Below are 11,723 nucleotides of genomic sequence, written 5' to 3' on the forward strand. Positions count from 1 at the left end.
AAATGAACTATATTTCAATAAAAGACATTAACTCATTATCAAAATGGGTAAAAGGCGCATTAAAAATCAAAAAAAATCCGCTTAAAAATCAAAGTTTAGGAAAGAATAAGACTCTTGGAATGTTATTCTTCAATCCGAGTTTAAGAACGCGTTTGAGTACTCAAAAAGCGACTTTAAATTTAGGAATGAACGTTATGGTAATGAATTTTACCAACGAAGGCTGGACTTTGGAGTTCGAAGACGGAGCGGTTATGAATTCTGGCGCTTCAGAACATATCAAAGAAGCCGCAGAAGTGGTCTCTCAATATTGTGATATTATCGCAATTCGTGCTTTTGCAGGTTTAGTAGATAAGGAAAAAGATTATGCTGAAACCGTTATTTCAGGATTTCTGAAATATGCTACAGTTCCAATTGTAAATATGGAAAGTGCTGTTCGTCACCCGTTACAGTCTTTAGCAGATGCTATTACGATGGAAGAATTCAAAACCAAGCATAAACCAAAAGTAGTGCTTTCTTGGGCGCCTCATCCAAAAGCTTTGCCTCAGGCCGTAGCCAATTCATTTGTAGAAATGATGCTATTGCAAAAAAATATGGATTTTGTAATCACGCATCCAGAAGGTTACGAACTAAGTCCAGAAATAACAAAAGACTGCACAATTGAATACAATCAAGATAAAGCTTTCGAAAATGCCGATTTCGTTTACGTAAAAAACTGGAGTAACTTCAACGATTACGGAAAAGTAACCAACAGCGATTCAAATTGGACCGTTACTGCCGAAAAAATGGCTTTAACCAACAACGGAAAATTCATGCACTGTCTTCCAGTTCGTCGTAATGTAATTGTAAGCGACGAAGTTTTAGATGGCGAAAATTCAATCGTAATAGAACAAGCGAATAACAGAACGTATTCTGCACAATTAGTTTTACAAAAAATTCTGAAGAAATTGTAAATTTAGGTGCAAAGGCTCAAAGCGGCAAAGGTTCAAAGGTTTTACAGCCTTGAGAAAAACCTTTGTTCCTCTGAACCTTTGTCCCTTTGAACCTTGAAAGAAATGAACGTATCAGTAATAAAAATAGGTGGAAACATCATCGATAATCCAGCAGAATTAGAACAATTCTTAACCGATTTTTCTAAAATCAGCGGCTATAAAGTTTTAGTTCACGGCGGTGGAAAATCGGCGACTAAAATGGCGCAAAGTATTGGTTTGACACCTCAAATGATTGACGGACGCCGAATCACAGACGCTCCAATGCTTGATGTCGTCGTGATGATTTATGCAGGAGAAATTAATAAAAATGTTGTGGCGCATACGCAGGCGAAAGACAATAATGCAATGGGATTTTCCGGAGCTGATGGCAATTTGATTCAATCAGTAAAAAGAAATCATCCTACAATCGATTACGGATTTGTGGGCGATGTTAAGCAAGTCAATACTAAATTATTAGCCACTTTGTTAGAAACTGGAATCGTTCCCGTTTTCTGTGCCATTACACACGACAAAAATGGTCAATTGTTAAACACAAATGCTGATACGATTGCAAGCGAATTGTCAATTGCATTGTCTGAAGTTTTTGATGTTACATTAACTTACTGTTTTGAAAAACAAGGTGTTTTACAAGATTCTGAAGATGATTCATCTGTAATTACAGAAATTAACGAAGCATTATATAATAAATTAAAAGAGGAAAAAGTAATCCATTCCGGAATGATTCCAAAATTAGATAATTGCTTCAATAGCTTGTCAAGAGGTGTTCAGAAAATCAAGATTGGGCATCACAAGATGTTGCAAAATCCAGATGTTCTGCATACAACGATTACATTATAAAAAGGTTGCCAGAAATTACACGAATTTTTACGAATTAAATTTGAATAAAGAAATTAGTGCAAATTCGTGTAATTCGTGGCAAAAAAATAGAAATGCGCTAGTCATTTTAAATATTAATTTAAGAAATTTGCGCAAATTAAAATTGTCACAGATTAGTTAAAAACTTTGTGACTTCGTGCCTTCGCGACAAAGAAACCATAACTATGAAAAATATTGCAACGCTTACCCAGGAAGCAATTAGTTTATTAAAAAGCTTGATTGAAACCCCTTCATTTTCAAGTGAAGAAGACCAAACAGCACTTTTAATAGAAAACTGGTTCAATCAAAACGAGATTCCTTTCAAAAGAGAAAACAATAATGTGTGGGCTTTCAATAAGTATTTCGACGAGAATAAACCAACACTTTTACTAAACTCACATCACGACACTGTAAAACCGAATCAGGCTTACACTAACGATCCGTTCAAAGCGATCGAAAAAGACGGTAAATTATTTGGTTTAGGAAGCAATGATGCGGGCGGCTGTCTGGTTTCACTTTTAGCAACGTTTGTACATTTTTACGAAAATCAAAATTTATCTCATAATATTGTAATTGTGGCTTCCGCCGAAGAAGAAAGCAGTGGAAAAAACGGTTTAAACAGCGTTTTAAAACATTTACCAGAATTAGATTGTGCTATTGTTGGAGAACCAACTTTAATGCAACTGGCAGTCGCTGAGAAAGGTTTATTAGTTTTGGATGTAAAAGTAAAAGGAACTGCAAGTCATGCAAGCACATCAAAACGATGATAATTCATTATACAAATCAATTCCCGTAATGGAATGGTTTAAAAACTATAAATTCGACAAAATCTCAGATGTTTTAGGTCCCGTAAAAATGACCGTAACGCAGATCAGCGCTGGAAAACAGCATAATGTAGTGCCGTCAGAATGCGATTTGGTTGTTGATATTCGTGTAACAGATCGCTACACCAATGCCGAAATTCTGGAAGTAGTAAAAGAAAACGTAAATGCCGAAGTAACGCCAAGATCAATGCATTTAAATGCATCGTCTATTCCAGTCGCGCATGGTTTGGTTCAAGCCGGACTCGCTTTAGGAAGGACAACTTATGGCTCACCAACGCTTTCAGATCAATCGGTTTTAAGCTGTCAGTCTTTAAAATTAGGACCAGGAGAAACGTTGCGTTCACATTCAGCAGACGAATTTATTTTTGTAAATGAAATAGAAGAGGGAGTCGATTTGTATATCAAAATACTAACAGATTTCTTTAAATTATAATCAAACCTAACAGGTTTTAAAAACCTGTTAGGTTTTTTCAAAACATATAAAATCTAAGTTATGAAACTTTGGGAAAAAGGAATACCAACAGACAAACAAATCGAACAGTTCACAGTAGGAAACGATCGTGAACTGGATTTAGTTCTGGCAAAATACGATGCTTTAGGTTCTATTGCACACGCCAAAATGTTAGGTCAGATTGGTTTATTAACTGAGGAAGAAACAACTTCTTTAGTTGATGCGTTAAACGATATTATCGCTGATATTGTAGTTGGAAATTTCGAAATCGAAGACAGTTTCGAAGACGTACATTCTAAAATTGAATATCTTCTAACAGTAAAACTAGGTGATGCAGGAAAGAAAATCCACACTGCGCGTTCACGTAATGATCAGGTTTTAGTTGACGTTCATTTGTATTTAAAAGACGAATTAAAAGCTATAAAAGAGCAAGTGAAAACATTGTTTGATTTGTTAATGGAATCAGCAGAGAAACACCAAAATGTTTTATTGCCGGGTTATACACATTTGCAAATCGCAATGCCATCGTCATTCGGAATGTGGTTTTTCTGCTTACGCTGAAAGTTTAATCGATGATGTTACAATGTTAAACGCAGCTTCAAAAATTGTAGATCAGAATCCGTTGGGCTCTGCCGCAGGTTACGGAAGTTCGTTTCCAATCAATAGAACATTTACAACAAAAGAATTAGGATTTGAAACGTTGAAATACAATGCTGTTGCGGCACAAATGAGCCGTGGAAAAGCGGAGAAAACCGTTGCTTTTGCGATGACAAGTGTTGCAGGAACTTTATCAAAATTTGCGATGGACGTTTGTTTGTATATGAGCCAAAACTTTGATTTTATTGGGCTTCCGGCGCATCTTACAACAGGTTCAAGTATTATGCCTCATAAAAAGAATCCAGATGTATTCGAATTAATCAGAGGGAAATGCAATAAAATTCAGGCGCTTCCTTACGAAATTACTTTAATTACCAATAATTTACCAAGCGGTTACCACAGAGATTTGCAACTTTTAAAAGAAGGTTTGTTTCCTGCAATTCAAAACCTTAAAGCTTGTTTGGATATTGCAATATTTTCTATCAAAGATATTACGGTTAAAGATCATATTTTAGAAGATAAAAAATACGATTATTTGTTCACGGTAGATACTTTAAACGAAATGGTAGTAGAAGGAATGCCTTTTAGAGATGCTTACAAAGCCGTTGCTGAACAGTTGGAGGCAGGAACATATAAATCTCCAAAAGAAACAAAACACACACATGAAGGAAGTATCAATAATTTATGTTTAGATGCAATTAAAGATAAAATGAAAGCGACTTTTTAATATTGTAAATTGTGAAAAGTAAGATGTAAAATGCAAAAAGGTCATTGATTTGTTTCAATGACCTTTTTTTATGGGATAATTTAGTTCTTTACAAGCTTAAAAGTTTTGCTTCTGTTTTCTAGTTGCACTTTACACACATAAAAACCTTTAGCGAGATTTCCAACATTCAATTCTAATTTTTCATCAGGAGAAATACTTTCAGAATGTGTATATACTTTTGTACCATTAGAAGAAAATAAATTAACCTGAGCCAGTCCATTATCAGTACTTGAAAAATCTATATTTAAAAGACGATTTATAACCGATGGATAATATTTAAGTTCGAGATTGTTTGTGTTTTCATTCAATCCTAAATTGTTACAGCTCGTTGACAAAGCGCCTTGAGCAGTAACCTGAAGCGTTGCTCCAGCTCCGCAAGAAGAATTAGACACGAATCCCGCAACATTTGCAATAGGTAAAACACTATACGTATAAGACGGTTTAGTAACAGCAGTTCCAGAATTTGCAGGAGCATTTAGACAATCTGTAAAAGCGACTCCAATTGTTCCGCCATCTGTACTAACGTAATTTTTAAAAGCAGTTCCAATTTTAGCAAAGTCAGTTCCTTCAACATAACAAGTTGTGTTATTATTTCCGCCTCCCAATCCAATTGCCAGCGAACCTGAAACGGAAGTATTATAATAGCAGTTTAAAATATGAAGTTCTGCATTTCTTGCTCTCGGCATTCTTTCACGACAGCCTTCTGCCCAATAACAATTTTTAAAAGTAATGCTGTAATGACCATCAGCAGGAGCATCTGTTTTAGAAGAACCCACTAGATTTGTAAATCGATGATCGTCTGCACCGCCGGATCCGCCAGATTTTGGAGCTTTCAAATAAATAAATTTACACCAAGAAATAGTTACATTATCTGCCGTGCCTTTATTATCAAAGTTACCATCCATTCCATCTTGAAATTCGCAGTGATCAACCCAGATATTTGTGGCTTCAGAGGTTAAATTATCATGTCCGTCAACATCGTACGCGCCCGGTCCTTCAAAAATTAAATTCCTAATGATAATATTACTGGAACCAGGTTTCAAATTTAAAATCCCAGAGCCTGCAAGCAGTCTGATCCAGATTTACTAGTCGAGCGCCAGGAAGTCCGATAAGGGTTTTATTATTTACCAATAAACTCGTGTATGAACAAGTAATAGTTCCCGAAACCAAAATGACTTGCGGAGTAGTTAATTTTAATTTTGCTGTTAAATCAGCGTAAGTAGACACTGTTACTGGAGATGTACTTCCTCCGCCAGTTGCTGAAGCTCCAAATCCTTCAGGCAAACTCATAAAATAATTTTGAGCAAAAAGAAAGGAGCAAGGCAGACAAAAGTGCCAATACTATAAGTTTTGTTTTCATTTAAGTGTGGTTTTTTGTGGTTTAAATAGTAAATGTAATCGATTGCACAAATGTAAAAGAATAAAAATAATTTCAAATTAATTTATCAAATATTTATACTATAAAGTTTTGATTACAAGAATTATAAGTGTTTATTTCACACTAATGGTTTATATTAAATTACTACTAATGAGGGCAAAACTGTATTATGATGGATAAAAGGTTTGACTATAAGGAGAAAATTCATGCTAAATACATATATTTGATAATCACTTTAAATAGTATCAATGAAAAAATTTAAAGAGCAGTCGACTCTAAATCTTTTTGAGAAAGGTTTGATTACCGAAAATCAATTTGAAGAAGTCAAGGCTTATCGAAATTTGAATATCTTTTCTTTAAACGCCGAGCTAAAGCTATTTCTTTATTTATCTGTTTTATTATTTACCTCAGGAATCGGAATCCTGATTTACGAAAACATAGATACCATTGGTCATATTGCTATTCTTTCGCTTCTTTTGGTTGTAATAGCGGTCTGTTTTTTCTACTGTTTTAAAAATTCCAAAGGTTTTCAAAAAACAGAAACCACTTTCGAACATCCCGTTTTAGAATATTTAGTACTATTAGCTAATATTTTAACTTGTATTTTTATTGGTTACCTCCAATTTCAATATAAACCTTTTGGAGAACATTACGGTTTAGCGACTTTAGTACCAACCATAGTCAGTTTCTTTTGTGCTTATTATTTCGACAATAAAAGTGTTTTGACTATCGCTGTAACTGGTTTGGCGGCTTACATCGGACTTTCGGTAACACCTCAAGATTTATTAAACGACAATGATTTTTATTCCAATGAAAGTTTAAGTTATTCTGCTGTTATGTTGGGAGTTTTACTGATATTGTGGACGATTTATAGTAATCGAATTTCATTAAAAACGCATTTTAGTTTGATCTTCCTCACTTTCGCATTACATATTATCAGTATTGCTTCTTTGGCCAATTTACTGCATCATTATAGTTTAATCTGGATGATTTTTGCGGTTATTTTAGCTGGTTCTACATTTTATTTTTACAAAATCAGCTACCAATTAAAGGCTATGTCTCTTTATGTTTTTATGATTGTGTATGGGTATATAGGTGCAAATATACTTTTGTTTAGGATTTTTGAAAATGTTGATTTTTCTAATATTTGGGAATTATTTCTTTTTCTATTGCCCTTATATTTCATCGCTTCAATTGTTATGTTCATCAAATTAATTAAAAACTTTCACAAAGAAATTGCGAGCATGATAGTACACAATAAACAGTTATTAAATAATGAAGCTTTGGTTGATGAGGTCGCAACTTTATACAAAGGTAGTTTTATAAGTAAGGAACAAAAAAATTTATAGAGAAAGAACTACCCGTTTTTAAAAGTCAGGATAATATTTTAGTGCGAATAGGTTTCTTTTTGCTGGGCTCTTTATTATACAGCTCAATATGCGGAGCACTTTCTATTTTTGGAATAAGTTCTGAACGTATATATTTTGAAATATGCTTTTATCTTTTTACGATAATTGGTTTTGTGGGATGCGAAATGCTGGCAAAACAAAATTTTCGTAATCATGGTTTAGACGATGCGTTTATTTTAGGCACAATTATGAATTTAGGCGTAGCTATTGCCATTACAACAGAAGGATATGAAATGGTGATCGCTTTTTTTGTCGCCGTTGGAGCAATTTATATGTTTTTGAGATACATTCATTTGCTGTCAATGTTGGTTTTCTGTTGCGCCGTAACAGCTTTTTTATTTTTCGGAATGTTTGAATTTGGCGCTATAGGAAAAACGATTCTGCCTTTTGCAACCATGATTTTTGTTGCTGGTTTTTATTTTCTAACAAAGAAATTAATCCATAATCTAAATGAAAGTTATTATTACAACGGACTTCTACTAGCCAATAGTTTTTGTCTGGTGCTGTTTTATCTTTCTTGTAATTATTTGGTAGTTAGAGAGCTTTCTGAAGAACTTTTAGGAACCGAAGTTAAACCTGGAACAGATATTCCGTTTGCATTTTTCTTTTACGGATTTACTTTTATTGTTCCAATAGTTTATTTGGTCCACGCCTTAAAAACAAAAGATAGAATAATGCTTTGGATCAGCTTTTTGGCAATTGTATTTTCAATTTATACGATTAGATTCTACTATGCCGTTTTGCCTGCAGAAGTAGCGCTGACTCTCGGCGGTTTGGTTTTATTTGTGATTGCGTACTTTTCTATTAAAAAATTAAAAGAAAAAGAAAGCGGATTAACCTTTAAACCAGATCGAATCAATCATTCAGATACTCTTTTAAATGCTGAAGCTTTAGTTGTGGCTTCTTCATTTGGAATGAAACCAGAAGTAAAACCACAAGCTTCTCCAATGGAATTTGGAGACGGAGGCTTTAGTGGAGGCGGTTCTGGAGGAAGTTATTAAGTAATGGTTAATTGTTAATTGTTAATTATTAATTGTTAATTGTGAAAAGTAAAATGTAAAAGTAAAATGTGGGACATAAACTTTGTTTAGTTTACATCTCACATTTTACAAATATCATTTTAGATTTCACACTAAATTATATTTTGCTTTTCAATGCCTGCGCATCAATATCGCTGTGCGAAACATTGTAAACGGCTTTTCCGTTTTTGATTAAAATTAATTGCGGAGATTCATGATACACGCCGAATCTACTTGCAATTTCATTTGAAATATCACGGTGCGCGATCAAATCTAAGAAATAAGCATCAACAACTCCTTCAAGATCATAATCTCTTTCAAATTGTTTTAATGCCATTCGGCTGATACTGCATCTTGTGCTGTGTTTAAAGATTACAACAGGTTTTTCGATAGAAATTTCCTGAACTTCCATTAATTGAATTATATCTGTTAATTCTGTCCAGTTTACTTTACTTTTTGGAGCTTCTGAGTTCTCTGAACTTCCGAAGATTGAATTGAAAAAACTCATATTTGGCTTGTTTTATGACTTTTTGGCATTTAAAAATGAGATAATTATCGGTTTTAGTGCCTTTTTGTCTGTTTTTTTGATATGGAATATAATTTGACTATTCCAGTACAAAGTTAGAATATTTGGGTTAAAAATGTATCTCAATAAATTGTAACTTTAATCTTATTGAATATCAAACAAATAAATCAATCAAATCTAAAAAATATGAATATTAACAAGTTTACTATTAAATCGCAGGAAGCCATTCAGTTGTCGCGACAATTAGCACAACGAAACGGCCAGCGACAAATTGAAAATGAACACATTTTCAAAGCCATTTTTGAAGTTGATGAAAACGTGGCGCCGTTTATTTTGAAAAAGTTAAACGTAAACGTGCCTTTGTTTTTACAAATTTTAGACAGTACAATTCAGAGTTTTCCAAAAGTTTCAGGAGGTGATATTTTACTTTCCAGAGATGCCAATAAAGCTTTGAATGAAGCTGAAATTATCGCACAAAAAATGAACGACGAATACGTTTCGATCGAACATTTAATTTTAGCCATTTTTGACTCAAAAAGTAAAGTTTCTCAGATTTTAAAAGATCAGGGAGTTACAGGAAAAGGTCTTAAAGCGACAATCGAGGAATTACGTAAAGGCGAAAGAGTAACTTCCGCATCAGCAGAAGAAACATACAATTCGTTGAATAAATATGCTAAAAACTTAAACGAATTAGCGCGTACAGGAAAACTAGATCCAGTTATTGGACGTGACGAAGAAATCCGCCGTGTATTGCAGATTTTGACTCGTAGAACAAAAAACAACCCAATGCTTATTGGTGAACCTGGAGTTGGTAAAACCGCCATTGCAGAAGGTTTAGCGCACAGAATTGTTGATGGAGACGTTCCAGAAAACTTAAAAGATAAAATCGTTTTCTCATTAGATATGGGAGCTTTGATTGCCGGAGCGAAATTTAAAGGAGAATTTGAAGAACGTTTAAAATCTGTTGTAAAAGAAGTAACTTCTGCCGAAGGTGATATCGTTTTATTTATCGATGAAATTCATACGCTTGTGGGAGCAGGTGGGGGAGAAGGCGCAATGGATGCCGCTAATATCCTGAAACCAGCTTTGGCCCGTGGTGAATTAAGAGCGATTGGTGCAACGACTTTAGATGAATATCAAAAATATTTTGAAAAAGATAAAGCACTTGAAAGACGTTTTCAGAAGGTTTTAATTGACGAACCAGATACAGAAAGTGCGATTTCAATTTTACGCGGCATCAAAGAAAAATACGAAACGCACCATAAAGTACAGATTAAAGACGAAGCAATTATTGCGGCGGTTGAACTTTCGCGACGATATATTACCAATCGTTTTTTACCAGATAAAGCAATTGACTTAATGGATGAAGCGGCTTCTAAACTTCGTATGGAAATCAATTCAAAACCAGAAGAACTGGATGTTTTGGATCGTAAAATCATGCAGTTGGAAATCGAGATCGAAGCCATTAAGCGTGAGAAAGAAGAAAGTAAGCTGAAGATCTTGGGAATGGATTTAGCGAATTTGAAAGAAGAACGCAACGAAATCTACGCTAGATGGAAATCTGAAAAAGATATTGTTGACGGAATTCAGGCTGTAAAACTGGAAATTGAAGACTTTAAATATGAAGCAGAACGTGCAGAACGTGAAGGTGATTACGGAAAAGTAGCTGAAATTCGCTATGGAAAAATAAAAGAAGCGCAGGAACGTCAAGAAGCTTTGCAAAAACAATTATTAGAGTTTCAATCTGGAACTTCTTTAATCAAAGAAGAAGTAACCAGAGAAGATATTGCAGAAGTTGTAGCAAAATGGACTGGAATTCCAGTTATGAAAATGCTTCAGACAGAAAGAGAAAAATTATTGCATTTAGAAGACGAATTGCACAAACGTGTAGTGGGGCAGGAAGAAGCAATTGAAGCCGTGAGTGATGCCGTTCGTAGAAGCGCGCCGGTTTGCAGGATATGAAAAAACCAGTTGGAACATTCTTATTCTTAGGGACAACCGGAGTTGGTAAAACGGAACTAGCAAAAGCATTGGCAGAATATCTTTTTGATGATGAAAATGCCATGACGCGTATCGATATGAGTGAGTATCAAGAACGCCACAGTGTGAGCCGTTTGGTTGGTGCGCCTCCAGGATATGTAGGTTATGATGAAGGTGGTCAATTGACAGAAGCGGTTCGTAGAAAACCTTATTCAGTAATTTTGTTAGACGAGATCGAAAAAGCGCATCCAGATACATTCAATATCTTATTGCAGGTTCTAGATGAAGGACGTTTGACCGATAACAAAGGTCGTCTAGCCGATTTCAAAAACACGATTATTATCATGACTTCTAACATGGGAAGCCAGATTATACAAGAGAAGTTTGAAAATCTAAAAGGCGGTGTTGAAGCGGCTACAGAAGCGACTAAAAACGAAGTTTTAGGATTATTAAAACAAACTGTTCGTCCGGAATTTATAAACCGTATTGATGAAATCGTAATGTTTACGCCGCTTACAGTTGAGAATATTTCAAAAATTGTAGGCTTACAGCTTAAGAGCGTTACCAAAATGCTGGCATTACAGGGAATTACAATGGATGCAACTCCAGAAGCAATTGCTTACTTGTCAGACAAAGGATATGATCCTCAATTTGGTGCAAGACCCGTAAAACGTGTGGTTCAAAGAGAGGTTTTAAATCAACTGTCAAAAGAAATTCTGGCAGGAAACATAACAACAGAAAGCATTATTTTATTAGATGCTTTTGATGGCAAATTGGTTTTTAGAAACCAGACAGCTAATTAATTTTTTCATTGTTACTCTTAAGAAAGCATCAGTAATTGTACTGGTGCTTTTTTTTATCCGTGAATTCTGAAACTTTTCTTCTTATTCGTGTAACAATTTTTCAATCAAAATAAATGAATTTTATAA

Annotated in this window: 7 protein-coding genes and 3 pseudogenes; 7 read left to right on the forward strand and 3 right to left on the reverse strand. The window is 34.5% G+C overall.

The features are described 5' to 3' along the window. Positions 1-2: 2 nt before the first annotated feature. The 4 genes and pseudogenes from ACZZ95_RS16205 to argH all read left to right on the forward strand — a co-directional run bounded on the left by ACZZ95_RS16205 (position 3) and on the right by argH (position 4,443). The gene (locus ACZZ95_RS16205; protein WP_463469804.1) at positions 3-950 is read left to right on the forward strand and encodes an N-acetylornithine carbamoyltransferase; all 948 of its coding nucleotides are present in this window, start codon (positions 3-5) and stop codon (positions 948-950) included. Positions 951-1,052: 102 nt separating this feature from the next. Next, a complete protein-coding gene (gene argB / locus ACZZ95_RS16210; protein WP_463469805.1) occupies positions 1,053-1,826 on the forward strand; it encodes an acetylglutamate kinase in 774 nt (257 codons plus the stop codon). 203 nt (positions 1,827-2,029) lie between these two features. Further along, positions 2,030-3,101, forward strand: a pseudogene (locus ACZZ95_RS16215) (M20 family metallo-hydrolase). 60 nt (positions 3,102-3,161) lie between these two features. After that, a pseudogene (argH, locus tag ACZZ95_RS16220) lies at positions 3,162-4,443 on the forward strand (argininosuccinate lyase). An 80-nt stretch (positions 4,444-4,523) separates the two neighbouring features. Here the strand turns inward: argH and ACZZ95_RS16225 are convergent. Together ACZZ95_RS16225 and ACZZ95_RS16230 are read right to left on the reverse strand one after the other, a co-directional pair. Beyond that, positions 4,524-5,525: a pectate lyase family protein gene (locus ACZZ95_RS16225; protein ID WP_463469806.1), complete on the reverse strand. Its 1,002-nt coding sequence runs from the start codon at positions 5,523-5,525 to the stop codon at positions 4,524-4,526. Next, positions 5,506-5,772 carry a hypothetical protein gene (locus ACZZ95_RS16230; RefSeq protein WP_463469807.1) on the reverse strand — a complete coding sequence of 89 codons (267 nt, stop codon included), beginning with the start codon at positions 5,770-5,772 and terminating at the stop codon, positions 5,506-5,508. Before ACZZ95_RS16230 ends, ACZZ95_RS16225 begins: the two co-directional genes overlap by 20 nt. Positions 5,773-6,108: 336 nt before the next feature. Here ACZZ95_RS16230 and ACZZ95_RS16235 point away from each other — a divergent pair, with 336 nt between their 5' ends. Then, a complete protein-coding gene (locus tag ACZZ95_RS16235; RefSeq protein ID WP_463469808.1) occupies positions 6,109-7,209 on the forward strand; it encodes a DUF2157 domain-containing protein in 1,101 nt (366 codons plus the stop codon). A gap of 59 nt (positions 7,210-7,268) precedes the next feature. Next, positions 7,269-8,270: a hypothetical protein gene (locus ACZZ95_RS16240; RefSeq protein ID WP_463469809.1), complete on the forward strand. Its 1,002-nt coding sequence runs from the start codon at positions 7,269-7,271 to the stop codon at positions 8,268-8,270. A 136-nt stretch (positions 8,271-8,406) separates the two neighbouring features. Here ACZZ95_RS16240 and ytxJ read toward each other — a convergent pair whose 3' ends face one another. After that, the gene (gene ytxJ / locus ACZZ95_RS16245) at positions 8,407-8,796 is read right to left on the reverse strand and encodes a bacillithiol system redox-active protein YtxJ (RefSeq protein WP_095951573.1); all 390 of its coding nucleotides are present in this window, start codon (positions 8,794-8,796) and stop codon (positions 8,407-8,409) included. Between the two features lie 204 nt (positions 8,797-9,000). Between ytxJ and clpB the strand changes: the two are divergent. Next, positions 9,001-11,597 (forward strand): annotated as a pseudogene (gene clpB / locus ACZZ95_RS16250) (ATP-dependent chaperone ClpB). Positions 11,598-11,723 lie beyond the last annotated feature (126 nt).

The organism is Flavobacterium sp. AC267 (assembly GCF_979258715.1).

Coding starts and splice junctions, on each gene's coding strand:
- ACZZ95_RS16205 (WP_463469804.1), top strand. CDS start 3: ATGAACTATATTTCAATAAAAGACATTAACTCATTATCAAAATGGGTA.
- argB (WP_463469805.1), top strand. CDS start 1,053: ATGAACGTATCAGTAATAAAAATAGGTGGAAACATCATCGATAATCCA.
- ACZZ95_RS16230 (WP_463469807.1), bottom strand. CDS start 5,772: ATGAGTTTGCCTGAAGGATTTGGAGCTTCAGCAACTGGCGGAGGAAGT.
- ytxJ (WP_095951573.1), bottom strand. CDS start 8,796: ATGAGTTTTTTCAATTCAATCTTCGGAAGTTCAGAGAACTCAGAAGCT.
- ACZZ95_RS16235 (WP_463469808.1), top strand. CDS start 6,109: ATGAAAAAATTTAAAGAGCAGTCGACTCTAAATCTTTTTGAGAAAGGT.